The sequence below is a fragment of the Photobacterium frigidiphilum genome (genome assembly GCF_003025615.1).
GTDB classification, from domain to species: Bacteria; Pseudomonadota; Gammaproteobacteria; order Enterobacterales; family Vibrionaceae; genus Photobacterium; species Photobacterium frigidiphilum.
In genome coordinates this window covers 1-22038 of the sequence record NZ_PYMJ01000056.1, presented here as the reverse complement: position 1 = coordinate 22038, position 22038 = coordinate 1, and the positions used below count along the sequence as shown (strand labels likewise).

Annotated in this window: 16 protein-coding genes and 7 pseudogenes; 15 read left to right on the top strand and 8 right to left on the bottom strand. The window is 38.6% G+C overall.

Annotated features, from left to right (window positions below):
• The first annotated feature begins 89 nt into the window (after window positions 1-89).
• From C9J12_RS31315 to C9J12_RS28055, 4 genes and pseudogenes are all read left to right on the top strand, one after another.
• On the top strand, window positions 90-461 hold the full coding sequence (locus C9J12_RS31315; protein WP_227876493.1) for a recombinase family protein: 372 nt from the start codon (window positions 90-92) through the stop codon (window positions 459-461).
• A 226-nt stretch (window positions 462-687) separates the two neighbouring features.
• Window positions 688-2076 (top strand): ISKra4 family transposase, encoded by a 1389-nt coding sequence (locus tag C9J12_RS28065; protein ID WP_107246359.1) that lies wholly within the window; start codon window positions 688-690, stop codon window positions 2074-2076.
• Window positions 2077-2116: 40 nt separating this feature from the next.
• Window positions 2117-2317, top strand: a pseudogene (locus tag C9J12_RS28060) (DDE-type integrase/transposase/recombinase); the annotation flags it as partial.
• A 226-nt stretch (window positions 2318-2543) separates the two neighbouring features.
• Window positions 2544-2834: pseudogene (locus C9J12_RS28055) on the top strand (DDE-type integrase/transposase/recombinase); the annotation flags it as partial.
• A gap of 167 nt (window positions 2835-3001) precedes the next feature.
• Here C9J12_RS28055 and C9J12_RS28050 read toward each other — a convergent pair.
• Both C9J12_RS28050 and C9J12_RS28045 read right to left on the bottom strand, forming a co-directional pair.
• Complete coding sequence (locus C9J12_RS28050; RefSeq protein WP_170111907.1) at window positions 3002-3448, bottom strand: DUF3319 domain-containing protein; 447 nt, start codon at window positions 3446-3448, stop codon at window positions 3002-3004.
• Window positions 3449-3815: 367 nt separating this feature from the next.
• Window positions 3816-4034 carry a hypothetical protein gene (locus C9J12_RS28045; protein ID WP_107246354.1) on the bottom strand — a complete coding sequence of 73 codons (219 nt, stop codon included), beginning with the start codon at window positions 4032-4034 and terminating at the stop codon, window positions 3816-3818.
• 748 nt (window positions 4035-4782) lie between these two features.
• On the opposite strand from C9J12_RS28045, the gene C9J12_RS28040 reads away from it, so the two are divergent.
• From C9J12_RS28040 to C9J12_RS28020, 5 genes are all read left to right on the top strand, one after another.
• Window positions 4783-5499 carry a hypothetical protein gene (locus tag C9J12_RS28040; RefSeq protein WP_107246351.1) on the top strand — a complete coding sequence of 239 codons (717 nt, stop codon included), beginning with the start codon at window positions 4783-4785 and terminating at the stop codon, window positions 5497-5499.
• 147 nt (window positions 5500-5646) lie between these two features.
• The gene (locus C9J12_RS28035) at window positions 5647-6300 is read left to right on the top strand and encodes an outer membrane beta-barrel protein (protein WP_227876492.1); all 654 of its coding nucleotides are present in this window, start codon (window positions 5647-5649) and stop codon (window positions 6298-6300) included.
• 155 nt (window positions 6301-6455) lie between these two features.
• Complete coding sequence (locus tag C9J12_RS28030) at window positions 6456-6794, top strand: hypothetical protein (RefSeq protein WP_107246345.1); 339 nt, start codon at window positions 6456-6458, stop codon at window positions 6792-6794.
• Between the two features lie 82 nt (window positions 6795-6876).
• Complete coding sequence (locus C9J12_RS28025; protein ID WP_107246342.1) at window positions 6877-7125, top strand: hypothetical protein; 249 nt, start codon at window positions 6877-6879, stop codon at window positions 7123-7125.
• An 80-nt stretch (window positions 7126-7205) separates the two neighbouring features.
• Window positions 7206-8834, top strand: a complete 1629-nt coding sequence (locus C9J12_RS28020) for a methyl-accepting chemotaxis protein (RefSeq protein WP_107246339.1) — start codon at window positions 7206-7208, stop codon at window positions 8832-8834.
• Window positions 8835-9200: 366 nt separating this feature from the next.
• Here C9J12_RS28020 and C9J12_RS28015 read toward each other — a convergent pair whose 3' ends face one another.
• The gene (locus C9J12_RS28015; RefSeq protein WP_107246337.1) at window positions 9201-9893 is read right to left on the bottom strand and encodes an IS6 family transposase; all 693 of its coding nucleotides are present in this window, start codon (window positions 9891-9893) and stop codon (window positions 9201-9203) included.
• 54 nt (window positions 9894-9947) lie between these two features.
• Here C9J12_RS28015 and C9J12_RS28010 point away from each other — a divergent pair.
• Window positions 9948-10607: pseudogene (locus tag C9J12_RS28010) on the top strand (IS1595 family transposase); the annotation flags it as partial.
• 6 nt (window positions 10608-10613) lie between these two features.
• On the opposite strand, the pseudogene C9J12_RS31310 reads toward C9J12_RS28010, so the two are convergent.
• Window positions 10614-10900: pseudogene (locus C9J12_RS31310) on the bottom strand (DDE-type integrase/transposase/recombinase); the annotation flags it as partial.
• Window positions 10901-11489: 589 nt separating this feature from the next.
• Here C9J12_RS31310 and C9J12_RS28005 point away from each other — a divergent pair.
• The 3 genes and pseudogenes from C9J12_RS28005 to C9J12_RS31305 all read left to right on the top strand — a co-directional run.
• Complete coding sequence (locus C9J12_RS28005; protein WP_107246334.1) at window positions 11490-12950, top strand: aerolysin family beta-barrel pore-forming toxin; 1461 nt, start codon at window positions 11490-11492, stop codon at window positions 12948-12950.
• 570 nt (window positions 12951-13520) lie between these two features.
• Window positions 13521-14444, top strand: coding sequence for an LpxL/LpxP family Kdo(2)-lipid IV(A) lauroyl/palmitoleoyl acyltransferase (gene lpxL, locus C9J12_RS28000; RefSeq protein WP_107246331.1), 924 nt, complete (start codon window positions 13521-13523; stop codon window positions 14442-14444).
• Window positions 14445-14831: 387 nt separating this feature from the next.
• Window positions 14832-15223 (top strand): annotated as a pseudogene (locus tag C9J12_RS31305) (IS1595 family transposase); the annotation flags it as partial.
• Window positions 15224-16206: 983 nt separating this feature from the next.
• Here C9J12_RS31305 and C9J12_RS27990 read toward each other — a convergent pair.
• Window positions 16207-16599, bottom strand: a pseudogene (locus tag C9J12_RS27990) (IS4-like element ISPpr2 family transposase); the annotation flags it as partial.
• A gap of 228 nt (window positions 16600-16827) precedes the next feature.
• Here C9J12_RS27990 and istA point away from each other — a divergent pair.
• On the top strand, window positions 16828-18360 hold the full coding sequence (gene istA / locus C9J12_RS27985; RefSeq protein ID WP_107246324.1) for an IS21 family transposase: 1533 nt from the start codon (window positions 16828-16830) through the stop codon (window positions 18358-18360).
• A gap of 9 nt (window positions 18361-18369) precedes the next feature.
• Entirely contained in the window at window positions 18370-19110 is a 741-nt protein-coding gene (istB, locus tag C9J12_RS27980; protein WP_107246322.1) for an IS21-like element helper ATPase IstB, read from the top strand.
• A gap of 119 nt (window positions 19111-19229) precedes the next feature.
• Here istB and C9J12_RS27975 read toward each other — a convergent pair.
• From C9J12_RS27975 to C9J12_RS27960, 3 genes and pseudogenes are all read right to left on the bottom strand, one after another.
• Window positions 19230-19967, bottom strand: a pseudogene (locus C9J12_RS27975) (SAVED domain-containing protein); the annotation flags it as partial.
• Window positions 19968-20018: 51 nt separating this feature from the next.
• On the bottom strand, window positions 20019-20825 hold the full coding sequence (locus tag C9J12_RS27970) for an HNH endonuclease (RefSeq protein ID WP_107246316.1): 807 nt from the start codon (window positions 20823-20825) through the stop codon (window positions 20019-20021).
• 180 nt (window positions 20826-21005) lie between these two features.
• On the bottom strand, window positions 21006-21716 hold the full coding sequence (locus C9J12_RS27960) for a Mov34/MPN/PAD-1 family protein (protein WP_107246311.1): 711 nt from the start codon (window positions 21714-21716) through the stop codon (window positions 21006-21008).
• Window positions 21717-22038: the final 322 nt, after the last annotated feature.

Here is a 22038-nt window from a genome sequence, read left to right as displayed (position 1 = left end):
CTTTGTATACCTTGCTCTATAAATACCCATAAAGCCTGATTTATAGACTACTCTATAAACCTTAATTATATTTATAGAAAATTAGAACAATGATATATGCCTATATCCGTGTTAGCTCCGCAGATCAAAACCCAGCTCGCCAGGAGCAGGCTATCAATGACTCTAGCTTTCAGATCAGTGAGCAATTTATTGAAATAGCCAGCGGTAAAGATATCAATCGCCCCAAGTTACAACAATTACTGACTCAATTAGTGGCCGGTGATACGCTTGTTGTCCATTCGATTGACCGCTTGTGCCGAAATATGATGGATATGTGTAACATAACCACTCAACTGCGTCAGCAAGGCACCTCTTTGGTTTTTTTGAAGGAAAATATTCATTTTTGTGCGGCGGAAAGTAATCCACTTCAGGAGCTCCAGTTACACATGATGTCAGCTTTCAGCAGTTTGAACGCGCCTTAATTCGGGAGCGGCAAGCTGAAGGGATCGCGGCTAAAAAAGCCCGAGGGGAGAAAACGGGGCGTCCTGCAGCGGATATCAGCAAAGTGGCAGTGGTCGATGAACTGAAATCTAAGGGGATCCGGCTTAAACTGGCCTGTGACAACGTTGGGCTTGGGGTTTCCACGTACTATAAATTGCGTAAATGTTCACAGGACAAGAGCAAAGCAGCTGAAACGGGAGAATAGTGATGCAGATAATACTACAAATCATTATCACAGAAGAAGGTGGCTCAACGTATAGTGAAAACTTGCTGGAGCTGCATAATTCAAGCGCTCCAGATGAACAGCCAGGCTTATCAATTGATGATTCAAAACAACTGCTAAGTTCAGCCCAACGGGCAATCATGAATGCCCAAGCTAAACATTATATGCATCACCATCGGAACTGCCCGCATTGTGGAAAACCACGACGCATCAAAGGCTATCAAACCAGAAAATACCGAACACTATTTGGCGTGATCCCAGTGACAGGCACCCGCCTCTATCGCTGTGCTTGTGAGCATAGCTCAACGAAAACGGTCAGCCTTGTGAGTGAATGGCTTCCAGAGCTGAGCCACCCAGAACTTCGATATCTGGAAGTGAAGTGGGCGTCGCTGATGTCATATGGTCTGACGGTGGAGCGGTTAAAGGATATTTTACCTATCGGGCATACTCTGAATGCCACAACCGTTCGCAATCACTTAAGCCAGGTGGCCAAACGGCAGGAAGCAGAATTAATAGAACAACCCGCTCACCTTGAAGGATGTCCTCGTGACTGGGGTCAACGTCAAAAACCAGGAAAACCGATGGTTATGGGGTTTGATGGCGGTTATGTACGGGATTGTAGAGATCGAAAAAGTAATTTTGAAGTGATCACAGGGAAATCTTACTCTGAGCAAGTCGAAGCCAAACGTTTTGGCTATGTTCAGACATTAGAGGTTAATCCGCGCAGAAGAATGATGGCCCTGTTATCATCACAGGGGATGCAAGCCAATCAACAAATCACTTTCTTATCTGATGGTGCCGATAATCTCAGAGCGATGCAGCTCGGTATGTATCCAGAAGCCGAGCATGTGTTGGACTGGTTTCATGTCACCATGCGATTAACTGTACTGAATCAATATGCAAAAGGGCTCAGCCAATCTGATCCATCGGCCGGCGCAGAGCTAAGCCACTTACTGGAAAGTACAAAATGGTATCTTTGGCACGGTAATGTCGAGGAAGCGCTTGAAAAACTCGATATGAGTGTTGATATTTGTGATGATCCGGAGCTGAGTTATAAAAATCGAAAGAAGCTGATTAAACACCTAGAAGAAATGCTCACTTACATCGATAACAACCAGATGATGATCCCTAATTACGGTGAACGTTATCGGTATGGAGAGCCAGTTTCAACGGCCTTTGTAGAATCGACAGTAAACGAAGTGGTTGCCAAGAGAATGGCGAAAAAGCAACAGATGCAGTGGAGTCAACAAGGTGCCCATGATCTGCTTCAGACTCGGACCACAGTGTTAAATGGAGAGTTGGAAACCTTATTTCATCGTTGGTACCCAGGATTGAAAAAGGCCTCAGGGACTGGAGTTGAATTAGCAGCATAGAGAAGAGGCTTAATTGCCCCACACTTTTTTATGCTCTCCAATTAAGTATCTGAACAATATTGTTGAGCAAAGCCACCGCAGAGTGAAAGGTAAAATGAACCAGGCACTAGGCTGGAAATCTGACGAAGGAGCAAAGGCCACATTAGCTGGTGTAGAACTGTGGGCGATGATTAAAAATGGACAGCTCGACAACCCTGAAGGCTTATCTGTTTGGGGGCAATTTTACGCGCTAGCAGCCTAATTGTATCTGAAAATCAGTACGCTTGTACTTCTACAGAACTTTGCGACAGAGCCTTATATTCCGATAGTTATTTAACGCGTAGGTATGCTTCTTAAAATGATGGCGTTTTTTGTCATTGTGTTTGTAAGGCATGTGTTAAATAGCGAACCAATCTAAAGAGGTTCGCCATGATAACTGAACTCAGTGCCAATGGAATAATTGAGCGTTATCTGAGCGATTCAACAAAGCCTTCATTACATTAAAGCCATTACGAGCGGATGTAGAACAGCGGCAAGTAAAATGTCTCAATAATGGTATCGAATCGGATCATGCGCCGATAAAGAAGCTGACTGTCGCTACCGGTGGATTCAAAATACGAAAACGTGCCTAGTCAACGCTTCAGGGATTTGAGTCATTACGGATGATAAATAAGGGTCAATTTGATTTATGGTTGCGCAATGATGAACATAAAACCCTAGTGCGGGAGAGATCCGCCTTCATGAATCGTCTCTTCAATATTGAGGTGGTTTACCAGTAATCATTAATCCCATCACAGGGTAGATCTGTCTTATCTGATTATTTGCAACGACCCCCTTCAACTGACTCACTTATCAATTTTTAATCTGTTCACTTATTGTATTACTCCGGCATGACTGAATAGATCTACCTTATCTAATAATTTGCAATATATATATGCCTAGTTAATCAATTAAAATGATTATTGTTTGGTTTTTTTGTTCTTGAGTGTTCAATATAAATATCTATTTTTTTTATAATGGCCGATCGGGTCCCTTTTATTAACTTTCTATGATGTAATATATACCATTCATTATCTTTCCCATTATCATTAATTATTTTGAATCCTTGGTGAATTACTATTTTATATTTCTTTACTTGCATTATTTTTGAGAACTGTTTAAGTGATAATTCTATTTTTTTATCACACCACCAATCAATGCTTGTTTCGATAAAAGCTTGCTCGCCAGTAATGATTTTATTGTTTAATTTTGCTTTCCATCCGTCGATATTACCAATGGTATTTTCCAAAAGGAAACCACGGTGATAACGTCTTTTTATTATTATTTTATTCAAAGGGCGAACAATTTCTCTCGATGAGATTGTTTGATTATTCAGGCCTAATATTTTTAACATATTTTTCTTTATTGACATATATACCATTCACTTTATAACGTAAATTGAATTACTGAACTACAGCTAAATGTTAAAGCTCTCATCATTAAACAACTGCGTATGTTTGTACCGAAAAAATGTAATATCCATTATTTCCTCTGATTTTTTAGGATGATTTCAATGTTATATTTCGCTTCCATGTGGGTTTATTTTTCTTGTTCTACGCGCCATTCAGTCGATGTGAAAAAACTGTTTGATTAGGCTAAATTTTTAGATTTGAAATACTGTCAGTCACTCTTTTAGCAGAATATATCAAAGTTTCTTAGCAACACTGCTCATACCTCTGTGAATATAGGTAGCCTAAGGCAGCAACTAACAGCCTGTCTATTTATCCAGACAAACCTCTTAAAACGCTTTTCAACTGCTGACGTTCATCAACAAACACATCAGTTACGCTCGTGAAACCGTTATTGAGTATGTTACAAAGATGCTTGCCTGCGGCATTTGTTCCCGAAAATATACTTGTAGCTTCTATATTAAATTCAGCAATCAAATCTGTACGCTCCACACCTACGGTCGCTGAGTCAACTGGAATACCCATATTCATAGCTCACCCCTAAAACAGGCACATGGGAGCCCATCTTTTCCAAAGCCTAAGAAACCGAATCCTATGCTCATATCAGAGAGGAAAGAGACTGGCTTCACTTTCTCTTGGTAGCCAGTACCAACGGTACTGGAAGGTGTATTTCGCCCAAAAGATAGAAACGTTCTGTGGACTGTCAGTTATTTTGGCCACTACCTGAAACTGAGGTCGTAGAGAGATATTACCCAAAGTATATGACACCTTAAAGATGAAAGAGAGAAAGAAGTCCACCTTGCTAGGTTATGCCGCGATGCTAAAAGGATATGCCAAAGTTGGTTGGTTTTAATGGATACCGAGTGAGTACACCGTAAATAACAGGGGCGAAAAAAGTCAGCGCGTGCAAACTATGTTCATAGGGAAGGAATATTGAAATTTATTAACATGAATATGGGTTTGCTCTTACAATCAACACAATGAAGTTGAAAAATATTATTGTCAATACCTAGTAAGCTAATTAATTATAGTCTGGTGAGACGATATGGGTGGGATGGTTCATTACATTAAACCCGTTAATTTATCACTTATTCGTAAAAACAAGTGGCGGTATTAGTTACAATAAATGACTTATTTGTATATATACTGTCATATCCTGTAATATACATACCTTATTAAAATAAGTAATTGACTCTCATCACCTTTGTGAATACCTTTCGTACTAGTTTGCGGATGCATCAAGATATGCATCTTATTTATAAATTGAAGTAGGTTTAGCATGAGCTTTAAAAATATTGTTTTAATTGTTTTGGTTTTTTTTATGATTGAAGGTTGTAAAAGTAGTAAAGATGATAATAAGGGGGGGGATAAAGAAACCACAATTTCTCAAGATTCGGGTCAGTCAGATCCCGTATCAGATTTAGTTAACAGTTTTAGCAAGCCATTTGAGATTAAAAATGAAAAACTAAATCATGCAAAATATGTGACTAGTGCGAGTAATCTACTTTTGGATGCCATTGTTCTTAAGTGTATAAATCAAAATAAATCACAATGCATTATTGGTGAGCATCAATCTCAAAATCAAAACTTAATTGATTTTAAAATAACCTCAAAAACAAAATTTGACATTAAAATAAAAGATGACAACTTAACTGTAACAACATTATCTTTTGGTAGAGAAAACAATATCACATTATCTAAAAATGAAATCCCATTAATTTCATTTGGATTATTAAACTTAGAAATTAAAAACTATAAGTCATCAAACCCAAGTCTTGAAATTCATAACGCTTGGATTATAGATTCAAACCCAAAATCTAAAGAAATCGGCAAATCTTATGTGATTAAAACATTAGAACAGTTAGTTACAAGTAATGATATTTACAATGATAATTTAGTAAGGTTTTCTTCAGGTAAATTCAAGGTTAAGTATAAGGAAGGAAAGTATTACTCTTGGTCTGTTGATGAAAATAACTCAGTAAATATTGATAAATAAAACATCTATTGAAATTATATCCATCTTTATCAGGTGTTAATATGTACGTGGCACATGTAATTTATTGTTTGAAATAAGTTACATGTGGATTGAAATAGTAACATTTAACTATTATTAGAATATTGGGTTTTTATTAAGGGTGTTATCTTGAATTTGATAATTGTAGTTTTATTTTTATTTACAAGCATATCAGTAAGTGCGAATAGCTCTTATTCATTCCTGTCTGGAGGTTACCAACTAACTAGTGTAGCAAAAGATGGAATGGGGCAGCATTTCGACAACAAATATCATTACAATGCATATAAAAAGCTACATGGCGTTTACTTTCGTGGCAGTTGGAATTTTGTCAATAACTTTTTCGCTGAATATCGAACTGGTTCAACCATTCGATCTTCATCAAAATTAGTTCAGGATTATTTTTCTATGGGATATTATATTCCTCTTTCCACTCAGACAAATTATTATACATCAGTTGGTTATGCAAGTTATGATACTGACCGTGAAATCAATATCGACAGTGGAAATGTTGAGAACAAAAAAACGTGCAAAAATCGCAAATTCAAAGAAGATAAAATTGGTCTTTCTGCTGAAATTGGTTTGCGCTTTAATGCAATTAACGGGCTTCAAATCGAACCGTCATATCGATATACTGATTTTAGCAAGAAAGGACAGCATGAATTACGTTTAACAAATTTAATTGAGCTCTCACAAAACTCAGATTTAGAACTTAATGCAGAATATAGACACTGGAAAGAATTAGATGAAAGTAACTACCAAATGGGTTATCGCTATAGCTTTTAAGTATATGAAATTTCATTAATTTAATATTATTATGGGATTATATAATTATAATAGTTCCCAATAGATGAGTGTACAACAATATCTATTGTTATAGTAAGTTAAATTTGAATGTTTACCCACATAGTATTGATTGTTAATCAACTAAAGGACTTAAAGTGACAGTAACACATATATTGATTTATATTATTTTATTAAAATTTTCATTATTTAGTGAGGTGAATGCAAAACCAAGCGAAATAGTGATCTTATCTAAAAAAAATATAGCAAAATTAATTGTAACTGTAAAAAATGAAAATATTACTTCTGATATACTCGATATTACATTAAATTCATTACCTATTAAAAAAAATGTTCTAATGCAAGGTGATGAAATCATGAGCTTTCAACTTTTAGTTGAAAAAAATACTAAATACATATCAACAAATAATTTATGTATATTTTTCAAGAAAAATAAAATCCATAAATGTAACAAAGTCAACATAATATTTGAATGAGAACCGTTTCTTTGCATAAAATATAAATGATTTGATTCCCTCTAATACTTAGATTTTTAACTGAACTTATATAAGCGAGATCATGGCTAAAAATAACGTTAAGTTTCAAAAGTGCATAATTATTAATAATGTAGCCGATAAGTATGCCACTGAAGAGCTAAAGGAAACCTACGTTTTGGCCTCTGGTGGTAGAGCTGTTTGTGTAGAATCATCTTATTCTAAACGGATCAACACTATGATTATTAATATTACAAATCAATACATGGCGTTTATTATTCAATCAACACCGATGCTTCAACGTTTACTCAAGCTTGCTGAGTTTCGGTGGTAATCAAGAAAACTATAAAGTAATACTAAACGATTCACAGTGATTCCATTAAATCCTTACGTAAATTTTGTCTCGAGGTTGCAATGTACTTATTTTTAAAAAAATTATCGATCCGTCTTCAAATTTTATTTCCTGTTGTTATTCTTACTTTTATTTTATTTACATCGCTCTGGGTGATAAAAAATAAGCTTGAAGATGAGCAGAAAGTCATAATGGCCAATACTAATTCATTGATTAAGTATAAAGATGTGTTATCAAAGGTTACTAATCAAATTTATCCACTCCGTATCAATGCTGTTTATGCGATTTATGATGCGTCACGCCGTAGCGTTTTTCAAAATGAATTACGTTCTGTAACTATAGACATTATTAATGATCTACAAGTACTTAATAAGCAACAAAAATTCAAATCAGATACCGATGTAGTAAGATTGGCAATCACTGATTATATTAATTACTCGAGTCGGTCAGTCATGCTATTTAATGAATATGACAGTGGTAACATAACAGAACAAGAAAAGTCGGATTTTATTGCGCAGTACCGCACTGTGGGCCATAAAATGGTATTGACGATTAATGCGCTGTCTCAACGTGTTAATGCATACGCAACCATGAGCTTGAAAGAAAGTACTCAGAATAATGAAAATTTAATGAATACAGCAACAATAACAATTATGTTAACTTTTATATTTGCAACAGTAATAGCATGGTGGTTATCAGGCTTAATTGTTAACCCTATTATAAAACTACAAGCGATTATGCGTAATGTGGCTCAAGGTAACCTTCAAGTTCGTGCAGAACAAGATGGTACTAATGAGCTTGCCGAACTTAGTGGTGATATCAATAAAACGGTTATTCAGCTTCATACAACAGTCGATTCATTAATTCGTATTAGTGAAGATGTTGCCTCTGCATCGACAGAGCTTGCAGCAGTAATGACTCAATCTGAAGCCAATGCGCAGCTTGAGCTGAACGAGATCGATCAAGTTGCTTCTGCAGTAAATGAGTTATCAAGTACTGCAGATAACGTAAGCGATAATGCGACAGCAGCTGATGCAACGGCAAAGCAAACCGATGAACTAGCAAAAGAAGGTATGAACATCTTTGAGCAAACCAATGCGGCGAGTGCGCAAATGACGCAAACTTTGTCGGAAGCTGCCGGTGTTGTAACGCGCTTAAAAGATCAATCAGAGCAAATCAGCAATGTAGTAGAAGTGATTCGCAGTATTTCAGAGCAAACTAACCTATTAGCATTGAATGCTGCTATTGAAGCCGCACGTGCGGGTGAATCTGGTCGCGGTTTTGCGGTTGTTGCTGACGAAGTACGCATGCTTGCTGCACGTACACAAACGTCGACACAAGAAATTCAAGTGATTATTGAAGAATTACAATCACAATCAAGCAATGCGAATGAAAGCATGCAATCAAGCTTGGAAATGTTAGAACGAAACCAGCGTTTTGCACATCAAGCGAATGATGCACTTGTCGGTATCACTGAATCTGTTATCCAGATTAGTGGTATGAATACGCAAGTGGCGACAGCGGCAGAGCAACAGTCACAGGTAACGCAAGACATTAACCGTAACGTCACTAACATGTCTGAAATCGTGAACCAAAATGTAATTGGTATTAGTCAAAGTGCAGCTGCAAGCCATGAGTTATCAGAATTAGCTGAAAAACAGAAACAACAACTTTCTTTCTTCAAGCTGTAATTCTCCAACTCATAATGCTGGGCTTAAGGCTTTGTTGAAGCGCTCAGATAATGCTCAATTATTCCATTAACATTGAGTTCAGCTATCATCTTGTGTTGATAAGACTTGACTCCTTGATGGTAAGGAATTTCAATACTCCTTACCATGAACGTCAATTCTACATATGTGCAGTGCAACTGCCCTGCACTAGTGGTAGCTTATCAACCAACGAGCAATAGACCAAGTGAGTACACTTTCATTTGAGAGGCGCGTTCAATGATAAAGAGATATGCACAGTGGCAATTAAATGAAATAGCGTAGGCTTGCTTTATTTGGCTCTGTCGCAAAGTTCTGTAGAAGTACAAGCGTACTGATTTTCAGATACAATTAGGCTGCTAGCGCGTAAAACTGCCCCCAAACAGATAAGCCTTCAGGGTTGTCGAGCTGTCCATTTTTAATCATCGCCCACAGTTCTACACCAGCTAATGTGGCTTTTGCTCCTTCGTCAGATTTCCAGCCTAGTGCCTGGTTCATTTTACCTTTCACTCTGCGGTGGCTTTGCTCAACAATATTGTTCAGATACTTAATTGAAAGGATCTCAATAAGACTCAGCATGCGTCCGCTATGCCAAAGCTCAACGTTGATATTGTGCAGTGCTAATGCGTTGGAATGGCTTCCATCAATCACCACCTTTTCAGGTAATCCGTGTTGGCCGATGGCCTTTTGAAAAAAGGCTCTCGCTGCTTTTTCATCTCGCTTATCACGCAGTAGAAAATCAATCACATCACCATATTTATCAACGGCTCGATAGTAATATTTCCATTGGCCTTTTACGTTGATATACGTTTCGTCCATTCGCCACGAAGAAGCTACTGGCTTCTTCTTTTTGTGAGCTCGATATTCTAGCAATGGCGCATACTTTATCACCCAGCGGTTCAAGGTTGAGTGATCAACATGGATACCTCGTTCAGCAATAATCTCCTCGATCTCACGGTAGCTAAGTTTATAAGCAAGGTAGTAACGAACAGACAGTAGAATAATTTCTGAAGGAAAGTGTCGGCCTGAAAAAAGGATGGTCATAATGATAAAAGTAATGAGTGCTGGCGAATATCATAACTCAGCACACCGGTTTGCGACAAAACCGGTATTTCAGCTCTTGAACTTTCAAGACTACTCGGTGTTTCATATAACGCAGTATGGCGATTAAAGCACAAGCTTATGCAAGCCATGAAAGAGCGTGATGATGAATCACCTTTGGATGGATATGTCCAAATGGACGATGTTTATTGGGGTGGCGTTAAGCGTGGTATTCGTGGGCGAGGAGCAAAGGGAAAACGACCATTTGTTGCTGCGGTTTCGATGAATAAAGAAGGTCGCCCAATGCGGATGCGCTTTAGCGCTGTTGAAGGGTTCAGAAAAGTAGAGCTGACGAAATGGGCCAAGGCGCATTTACGCCCTAAATCATTGGCTATCTCTGATGGGTTAGCTTGTTTTAGAGGTATTGAGGAAGCCAATATCTTTCATCTTGCCATCGTTACAGGCGGAGGCGCAGACTGTGTGGAGTTACCTTATTTCAAGTGGGTTAACACCATGATTAGTAATGTGAAAAATGCCATGCATGGTACGTATCACGCTATTAATAACAGGCACCTTCCGTGCTACCTCGCAGAGTTCTGTTTTAAGTTTAATCGGCGGTTTAACTTAGAAAAGATGATGGAACAGCTAATTTATTCAAGTATTCAAACTGCACCGATGCCCCAGCGGCTACTCAAATTAGCTGAGGTTCGGTGGTAATCAGATAAGTTTTTGATAAAATTCTTTTTTTATTGTTTTTCGAGAAGGGTGATAATCCAGAATACCGCCTTGTTTATTGATTGCACTGTAAAGGTAGTGACATTTCCCTTCACTGTGACGTAGGTTTTATAGAGTTGCCATTAGAAGTCTGTCCGAATGAATTGATGGCGACGTAATTTCTTACGTAATATTGGAGCATGTTTAATAAATTAATAATAAATGGTAGAGCGATTAATCGAAATTCCTCGCTCTGCCAGCATGTCGCTGAGGTTCGTGTAGCTCATTGGCTCGCTAGAGTCGATGGGTAAGACATAATTCTGAATATTGCCTTAGCATTAGATCAAACCGCGCCGATATATGTCGACCATTCTTAAATACATGTGGATTTGGAATAACGGACATCATTGCTGTTAGCTCACCCACGTAAGATATATTCACTAGCTTACCTCTTGATAATCGTTTTTTTAATAGGATTGCTATTACGATCAATACTTTGAAGTAGAAAAGTATTCTTGGAAACATCAATGGCCAACAAGTTTATGACCATTACCCCCCCCATTTGTTATTTAATTGTTTATTAACTGCTTGTTACTTGTTGTTAATTGTCACCATGTTTAATCTTTTAAAGAGGTGAGATAGTTCATTGTATAAACCTCTCTTACATACAATTAATTATTAAGAAATATTAAAGTTTAATTATGAATATGTATAGGTTGTTTATAATTATTTAAACGAGATGGGCTGAATGAATATGGACCAATGTCTCATATTTAATATTTACCAAGCCTATGCATACCTGTTAGTGTATTTTCCCAACAAATACATTGCAGTGATCTTTTATTACTTTTATTGTTAACTAACAATAAAACAAAGAAGATTCCTATGAAAAAAACACTCACTTTATTATGTTTGTTGCCTTTAGCTTACATGCCTTCAGTATTAGCATCAGATAATAATCAATTTTACCCTGAACTAGCGGAGATTCATTACAGTCTTGGATCTGAAACGTGTAAACCTAATTTCAGGGTTATAACTCGTGATGAGGCTTTACGATTCAAAGATTTTATAATGAACAAGTTAGGTAATTGGTCTTATGTCACTCTGGCTGATGGTTGGATTATAATGGGACCAGGTTACAAAGGGGAGATCAAGAAAGGATCTGCAGATTCAACGGCCTGTTATCCGCTTAAGGCTGATATGAATATTCTCAAGTTCAACCCTGTCTATATCGAGGAAGGTACGAAGCAGCGTGTAGAATGGAACTTGCTTAATGACAAGGACAATTTTATTACACCTAATTTCCGACTAGCTCATATGATGGGGTACGCTTGGGCTGGAGGTCCAGCTTTAGAAATAGTCGGGCAAGATATGAAAGTCTGGTGGGATTCTAACGCAAATACTTGGAAAATTCGTGGTAATGAAGGACCTTGTGAAGGTTATCGTTGCGATGAGAGAAGTACTCTCATGGTCAAGAACTTTTCTTATACCATGAATCCTACTTCATTTAAAATTGACGGTTCGATTGTTAATTCGAATAAAAGACTGATCAATACTATTTCATCTAGCGCGATCAACAAAACAAGTATCCCTCAGCAATACGTAATAGATATAAATTATAAAACATCAACAAATTGGTCACAGCATAATGATTACGGTTTCAGTGAAAGTATTGCAGTTAGCACTGCTTTCAAAAGTCCACAGGTTACCGGAGGTGTTGATAAGTCTATCCAGGTTACTATTGGTTCGACGCAGGGGTGGGGGACAGCTAGTGGTGGTGATGAGAGTAATACTGTTTCTTTGCAAGCTAGACCAATGGTACCTGCCAATAGTGCGTTGAAAGTACTTTTAAACGTATATCGTGCAGATATATCTTATCCTTATGTTTTTGATGCAGATGTTTCTTACGATCTGGGCTTTAATGGTTTTATGCGCTGGGGAGGTAACGGTCTGCTAACGCATCCTAAAGATAGACCTACCGTCAACAGTACTTTTTCTGTTGGCCGTTTTTCCGGTGAGGATAAAAGCTTTGAATTTCAATGGGACCATCGTGATATCCCAGGTTTAAATAAAACTTGGGACTGGAACTGGATTGCACAAAATGAAGGCTCTTTCGATACCCGTTACTGGTTAGGTAAGGTATTAGCCCCGAAAAAGGCCCGTGTAAAGGGGATGTTTTACGCAGAAGATCAGTACACTGGCGAGTTGTACTTTGAGCAAGTCTCCATGCCACAAACAGAGGGAAGTGAGGTCTCAATGGAGAAAAACATTAAACGACAACTTGAAGACGCTGGCTTAGAAGATGTAAAAGTTTCTGTTAAAAAGAGCGATGGCAACTTGGAATAGAATACAGGCAGTAACTAACAGCCTGCTAATTTTACTGTCCATAGTAAGGAATTTCAATATTTCTTACTATGGATATAGGCTGGCGGACGCTAACTCTGCAATATTAATACCTTGTAAATTAATGGTCATCATTTACCTCTCACTTGTTAATTAATTATTAATATAATGATGGCCTGATGTGATGCTGTAATTTATTATATTAGGGCTCTTTTTTGGGATTGTTGTAACTAATCAGAAAATACAGAACTATCCAGTAATGTGGGAATTATTATCGGTAAATGTTCTGTCGTATTCTGATGCTCAATTAATAGTAATTCTGCCATTATCCTTTGTTTTTCTGAACACATTACAAATTAATAGGCTTATCAGAGATGATCGGCCTATTCTGGTATAATCAGTGCTGCATAATAAATATGATATATTATGCAGCAAATCATAATTCACATGAATTTAATGTCAAAAAATTACTTAATAAAATAAACTTTTATATCGACTGCATGACGTATAGAAAAAAATCTGCATGGAAGCAGCACATAACTAAGAAATTAGCCTCAAAATTCGGAGCAGTATATGCCTACACATTATTCATTCTCCTTAAGACTACTTACACCTAAATATTGGCCTACCTGGTTTGGCTTTTTATTGCTTGCATTTATAGTAAATATTCTTCCGTACCTTCTATTACGCCAGCTTGGGTATATTATTGGATTGCTAACTATGCATATTTTAAAAAAACGCTATAGAGTAGCAAAGTGCAACTTGAAACTTTGCTTTCCTGAATATTCAGAAAATAAATGCGGCAGGATAGTGAAAAAGAATTTTCAATATACAGGAATGGCTCTGATTGAGACTGGGATGGCTTGGTTCTGGCCTGAATGGCGTACTCGAAGAATATCTTCTGTAATTGGCAAGGAAATGCTACTTAAACAAGAGGAAAATAATCGTGGAGTTCTAGTCATATGTAGTCATCACTTAAACTTTGAAATGACAGCTCGTATCTTTAGCCAGTTCGCAAAAGGTTATGGTGTATATCGACCACATTCAAATCCTGTTTACGAATTTATTCAACATCGCGGGCGCACTCGTAATGGTCATCAGATGATTGATCGTAAGGATATCAAATCTATGCTAAAGGTATTAAAAAAAGGTGATCGACTTTGGTATTTGCCTGATCATGACTATGGCCCTCATAATTCGATATTTGCTCCATTTTTTGCGGTAGAGCAAGCTGCGAGTACTGCGGGATCGAGTGTACTAATTGATGCGACACGTTGTGCTGTAATTTCTGGTGTGACAGTAGTTGAGAATAACCACTATACATTGCACGTCGGAAATGATCTCAGCAATAAAATTGAAAGGCGAAACCCATTAAGCGCTGCAAGTATACTAAACCAAGAGCTGGAAAATATGATTAATCGCGATATTCCAGCATGGATGTGGCTGCACAAGCGTTTTAAAACAAGGCCTAAAGGATTAAAGGATGTCTATTCTTAAGGCTAGTATCTTAAATAACAGGTTTTGTTGAAAAGTCACTCAATGTATTATGAACACTGAAGCTTTCCACTTAATGTAATCACACGATTATTTATTTTTCAGTCAGGCACTTTCTATCCGAAATAATTCACCAGTCTGTTCGCTAATACATTGCTCATAAACTGAATTATTATGAAATCGAGGAAATCATGATTGGGCGAGATATTCATATTGCTCGCTCGCCCATCAATCGGAGGCTCATCAAATGCGCTCTGTTACTGGAGCATCGCGATCGACAAATGAAAAGGGTAGTGTCGTAAACTGGAGTCAGCTTGTCCATATTCATAGTGTTTACCTCCTTAAAAATACAGCGTGCAATTAAATATCAGAAGCTGCCTATTTGAATAGCAACGTCAGCTTGGGACTGAAGTTGATTATTTAAATCAACTGAGATATCCAATGGTTTTGTTTTCCCTTAGTGTGGTTGTGATAACGGATATGACGCGATAACTCGTAATATTGATGTGCAGATAATATTATAAACAAATATCAATAACCATTGACATTTTATTTCATGGTAGCCATGTTCCGTTAAATAAATAGTTTTGGGCTATTTGCTTTTTAGACTCAGAAAATTTATCGAGGTTAACTAGCGAACGGCACAATTGATTTTTAGTAAAGCAAGAGTAACTATGGGCCATAGAGATTGCCTGTACCGACTTTCAGGTATTATAGATCTTGATGACAACTTGGTAGGAGGCAAAAGAAAAGGTAAGCGTGGTTGTGATGCTGAAGGAAAACTCTTGTTATAGTATTTAAAAAACTATAACAAATGTAAAATTTAGGTTACTTTATAAATTGAAGTGCTGAGTTATGACTTCCACCCGTACTCATTACCTTTCAAATTCTGACTATTAATTTGAAAGATAAGCTCTATACACTTAAAGCTTAATTATATTTAGAAGTCAGTAATTTTATACTTCTGTATAATTTTTCACTATAGCTACAGTTACAGCCAGAAAACAGAAGGTGGATGTGCTGTATAGAAAAAATAATGGATAATTTATGATATTTAAACCTCAGTTACTTATTGTACTTACTTTAACTATATTCCTGGCTACTGCATGTGTAGAAACACGATATGCTGATGATCAGGAATGGAAGGAGATGAATGTGCAAGAAAAAGTGCTTAACGAACGTCGAAATGTATGTGCTATTGAAGGTGATGGTACGTGTATCATTTATAATAATGATTAAGTGATTATCTCAATTTAATATAATCCTCCAAAGGCTATTTACTCAGGTTGTGAGCGTATTGACCCAATATAGTGATGTCACATATCTGATATGGTTAGTTCCCCCGTTAGTAATAGCTTTGTTGCAACTAAAGCTATGTGATCTTTTTATACGGCTAGACCGCTTGGTAGCTATTGGGCATCACGATGTGGGTGAAGGAATTCAAGAATAGTTCGCCTATAGTGTATAAGTTTCCGTCGTAGGCGGGCTTTTCTTGACTAAATTAGCTGTCCAGTATATTTCTAAATTAAACCGTCGATTGAACTTAAAACAGAATTTTGCAATATAATGGGCTTTGTTGAATCGCTCAGATAACACTCAATTATTCCATTAACACTGAGTTCAGTTATCATAGCTAACCCTTCATTCCGATTAGCTATTTAACACATGCCTTACAAACAAAATGATAAAAAACGCCATCATTTTAAGAAGCATACCTACACCTTAAATAACTATCGGGAGCTGAGGGATCCCCACAAAATATTCATCATAGTAGATCCTCCATGCTAACTGCTAGCTCTGATAAATGAGCTAGCACGTAAACATATTCATCTATCGTTATGGTATACCTGCCGTCTTTTGCAACTTCTCGACCAATGTAAATCGTGGATAATACTGCCCGATATTTAAGTGAATTAGCTTGTAGTGAATAATGAATTTTTTTCATTACCGCGGCTCTTCCAACGCACCAAATGATAAATAAGATCAACCCTGCAATAAGAAGTAAATTGTCAAACCTTTCCACTGATTTTGAATTTGCATACTCTAAACTTATGCCCAGCTTGCCATTTTTAGTGTCTCTAAAATTCTCTTCTATCTGCATTCGTTGACGGTACAGTGATACCGCGATGTTTGCGTTATTTTTGTATCTCGGAGGGATGCATATTCTGGGCTTACCCGAACACCGATTCTGGTCTTAACCGATCGCACTTTCCGATTTAAACCGATCACTGATTCTGCTCTTATCCGATCGATTTTGGTCTAATACCAGAATCGCGATCGTTTTAGCAGATTCGTGATCGATTAAAAACAGAATCACCTATTTTTCTCTTTTAAATCAATTGTTCACTATCATTTTTGTATCCAAAAATACAAAAGAGACAGTGTCATGCCGAAAAAGAGGATCACCATGAGTAAAATTAGAGATCTATTACGCCTTAAATTTGATAGTCACTTATCCCATCGTGACATTGCATCTTGCCTGTCGATAGGCCCTTCAACTGTCTCTGAGCTATTAACTCGCTTTAAAACCAGCTCACTCAGTTGGCCACTGCCCGAAGGTTGTTCTGACACCGAAATAAATAATGCCTTGTACTTAGGCAGAAAGCCCAACAAGAACAAAGTCCCACCTGATTTTACTTTGTGCTACAAAGAGTTGAAGCGTAAAAGTATGACTAAGCGCTTACTGTGGGAAGAATATCAGCAGCAATATCTGGATGCTGCTTATGCCTATGCGCAGTTCTGTGAGCTGTATACTCGTTGGCTTAAAACCCAAAAACGCAGTATGCGTCAGCATCACGTTGCTGGCGATAAGCTCTTCATTGATTACTGTGGGCCTACCGTCAATATCGTCAATCCAGACACCGGGGAATGCCGTCGAGCGCAAATATTTGTCGCCACACTTGGCGCATCTAATTACACCTATGTCGAAGCTAGCGAGGGCCAGGATTCAGAAAGCTGGCTTATGGCCCATGCCAATGCATTTGAATTTTTTGGTGGGGTACCAAACTTATTGGTGCCTGATAACTTAAGACCTGCGATTAAAAAAGCCCACCGTTACGAACCTCAGTTGAACGACAATTACCGTAAGTTGGCGAACCACTATCGAACCGCAGTGATGCCTGCAAGACCTTATAAACCCAAGGATAAAGCGAAGGCTGAGAACGCCGTACTTATCGTTGAACGCTGGATCTTAATGCGTTTACGCCATCAAGTATTCCATACGTTAGCCAGTCTTAATCTCGCAATTAGTGAACTCGCAATTGATTTAAATGGCCGCACCATGCGCCTAGTTGGCGCGTCACGTAAAGCGATGTTTGAACTGCTTGATCAGCCAGCCTTAAAGCAATTACCCAATCAGCGTTATGAATATACGGAAACAAAACGCGCCAAAGTTGCGCCGGATTACCATGTTCTTTACCGTAAACATGCTTACTCAATACCACACAGCCTCGTAGGCCAACACGTTGATCTGGAAGCCACATCGCGGATCGTTCGCCTATATCATCAAGGATTATTGGTGGCTCAACACTCGAGGAACAAAAAAGAATATGGCTTCACCACGCTTGAAGAACACATGCCACGTAACCATCAACACCAGAACTGGTCGCCGAAACGGTTGATGAGTTGGGGCAAAAGCATCGGCCTCGCCACGCAAAGCGTGGTGGAGTATCAGCTGAACAGTAAACCCCATCCTGAACAGGCTTATCGCACCTGTCTCGGCCTATTAAGTCTTGCCCGTAAATATGGCGAAGCCAGACTTGAACAAGCCAGTAAAGACGCCTTGCTTGCAGAACGGCCTCATCGTCAATTTATTGAAAACCTGCTAAAAAATAATCGAGAAGGACAAAATACCTCATCTGAACAAGGTGAGTTAAATCTAGAACACAGCAATGTGCGTGGGTCTAATTATTATCACTAGGAGAACGTCATGAGCCAACTGGATGAACAACTGAAAGCCTTACGCTTAAGTCATGCTGCCGACGCGCTGGTGCGCCAAGAAGAGCAGCTAACGACTTATGCTGAATTGAGTTTCAATGAACGACTCAGTTTACTGCTGGAGTATGAGCTCCTCTGTCGTAATGTAAATAAGGTTGAACGGCTAAAACGGCAAGCCAAACTCCGGCTCTCTGCGAGCCCTAATCAGCTCGATTACCGTGTTGAGCGAGGCTTGAACCGCAAGTTGATGTCTGAATTGTTGACGGGCGGATATCTGCATAACTGTCAAAACATCTTGCTCACAGGGCCTACTGGAGCAGGAAAAACATACGTTGCTTGTGCATTGGCAGAGCAAGCCTGCGAGCAACAGCATCTCACCAGGTACTATCGTTTAAGCCGTTTGCTGGATGACTTAGCCGCTGCTCGCGTTGATGGAACTTACCAAAAAGTGCTGCTTAATTTAGCCAAAAAACAATTATTAGTGATCGATGACTGGGGAATGGAAAAGCTGACACAAAAACAGTCGAGTGACTTACTTGAGGTGTTGGAAGATCGATATCAGCAAAGTAGTACCATTATGGTGAGTCAATTACCGGTAAGTGATTGGTATAACATGATAAGTAACACGACGATCGCTGATGCATTATTAGATCGCTTGTTGCACAACAGCCACCGAATAGAATTGAGAGGAGAATCGATGCGAAAACTGGCGCAATCCGATCACTTGAGTTAAAAATAAGGGTAGAGAAAAAAGTGAAAAATGGTGATCGGTTAAAACCGGAATGCGCGATCGGAATCAGCAGAATACGCACTTCTCATGTATGATTAAGGACTACTTTCCATGTACAACGTTTACTGTTGAAAAACTGATACTTGGCATTTATGGTTCTCATTCTTCAATTGCAGCCTTGGCACCATTGTACTGCTATCAAAATCATAAATGATAACTTCTGGGTGGTGAGTATCATAAGCCTGACCAATGAAAACAGCCGCAGCGTTTGAAGCACAAGTAAATAAGTGTATGGTTTGAATGCTATAATCAGATTTTAGTTTGTGAAAAATAGACTGAAGTTCGGCAGTCAAAGTTTTTCCGTCTTCAGGGTGTGGAATTGCACCGTTCCCCATATATTTTTCTTTGGCTCTTATAGTGATGATCTGAGCGTTTTTATTACGACTTAAAGCTTTTGAAGCACCAATAAGACTTTCTGGCTCGGCAGTTAAGGCGATGTTTATGATGATGTCAGCATTTTCTGTTAAATCGTTTAGACCTTCTATTTCATAAAAAGCACCTACAGCTACTTCACTAGGCCAAGACCAGTTCCCACCTTCCCTAAAACGTAACATAGGCGTTACATCATTTTTATTACCCAATTTAGCACCTAATCCAATAAGTGAAGATGTTGGTCCGAAGCCAAATAAAGCAGCATTGAAGCCACAACCCTTTGTTTGTTGAATGATCTTGTCTGCTGCACTTTGAATTACACTAGGCATCAATTGCCAAAATATATCTGGGGAATCAATCAATAAGTCTTCATTGTTGCTCAGAATGTTTATCTGTTCATGCATTCGGCGTTTAATTCTGGAGAGGCTACTAGCAACCTGAAGATATGATGGTGGTGAAACAGTTTGAGAGTTTACTGGTCATAGTACTGCATAAACTGGAATTGGCTGGTATTTTAGGCCGTCCAGTAAGCTATTAGCAACAATACTAAACTCTTTTTTCATTGCTGATAACATTGGTGCGGTGTAGTCGCTTGCAGCTACTTTATCTATAAGTCTATGGTGCTTGTCACATAGAAGTAAAACGTTGTCAGGATTGTTGGAAAGTTTATTAGACAGTTCTGTGACCCCTCTGGCACCTTGCTCAGAAGACGCAACGTTATGGGCTAAATAAGCATAGTTTCCAGTCGTCCCTGAAATAGTATCATGGTCTAACTTTTCACCACATCCGGTGAACATGCAGCGACCATAGCTTTCTCTCCATACAGTATTTTTGGTATCTGCAGTGAAGTCTTTCCCTCTGCCTTTTAGTTTCCGATCATCCTCGAAGCGGACGAATAAATTCTCTAGTTCATCGATCGATAAATTAACGCTTTGTTGCCCCGCTTTAATCCAGATACCACTTATTGAGTCTAGTGTTAACAGATCGTAGCTCGTTATTTGATAACCTTGGATATTTCTGTATGTAACCACACTTTTGCTTTCAGATAAATTTGCTAGACAGTTTGCAGTGTCACGTGGTACTAGACATAACCTTAGCGTAGCTACTACTTCTTCATTAAGGCTAAGTAGAATGATGGTATTTTTATCATCGTTGTCAGTCAAAATTCCCACATCATTCCAGCTTACTAGCTTCTTAAGGTTTTTGTGGTATTGATTAAAATTATCCAGTGAATCAATTGGAGAACTCGCTGCCTGATTACAAAACTGATCAACTTTATTAACCATTCACTTTCCTCGATAATTTTTCAAATTTATTATTTATTTTGATGTGAATATTTACTTGTCTACTACCAACAATAACAAAAAAGTTGCCATTCCGGATTGCGTATTTAGCATCATAGCCATTTTCAAAGTTGACGTTCAGCACGACAATAGAGAACAGTCGTTTACAGCATTTCCACATAGTTAGCAATGTTCCTCCTGAACGATCGATAGTTCGATGACTTTCCCCTTTTCCAGGGTGTAGACCGACGTTGTTTTTATGCCTACGACAATAAAAAACAGTGGGCGATCGGAGTTGTCCTGTTCATGGGTTCGCCAGTCAGTTTTATCAGGGCTTGAGGGGCGCGGCACGTCTTGGGGGTGAGTGTGCCAGGTTCCAACGTAGCCCAACAACTGTTCTGATGCGGTATAGGCTTTTTCAATTTCTGCCTGGTGAGCCTGTGAATCCAGCTTGAACGTCGTCCGGGTTCTTTGATCGGATGCTTTTGGAGTAGTAAAGGTATCTATTAAGACTTCACCGTTCCGGTTGTAATACCCAATGAGAAGTCCAGCTGACTCCACTGATGCTGGCTCTTCTTGCCGGTAGGTACACAACTTTTGATGAAGAGTCTGAGGGAGGTAAAGGCGCTTTCCACACTTGCTTTGATAGGTGATGAACTCCTTTGGCTGGCATATGTCACACAGAGGATGCCGTAAGGGTTGCTTCTTTAAAGAGGATGTGAAAGTTTGATATCTTGGAGTGAGATTGAGCCCTTCGCGCTCTGCATCTGCGCTATCGCCTTTCCAGCTAACTTTCTTTGACTCAGTCAACTTCCCTTCCAGATATCCGACAGCCAGATCTGCTGCGATAAGAGCTGTTTGTGTGGAGCTGATTGCGCCATAAGGGATAAACATCTCACCACAGCCAGCGTAGTTTTTAACTACATTCTGGTCGGGTTCTATGAAATTGAGGTTGGATGCTAGACCGCGTACCCCAGTATTCGGCTCAACATACGCACATCGCAAACACCCCGGTTGACGCAGAATGTCTAGAACTGCATGTCCTCCGATTCCGTATCCTTCAAGCCAGCTATATATTACAGGGACTTTAAAGGGTTCTCTGACTAAAAGAACGGTTTGTCACCAGATTCCTCTGTAACCCTTGGTATCACTAGGCTGCAGCCAAAAAATCGATTTCAATATCGCTTAGCAGAAAATCGATAACCTCTTGAATATT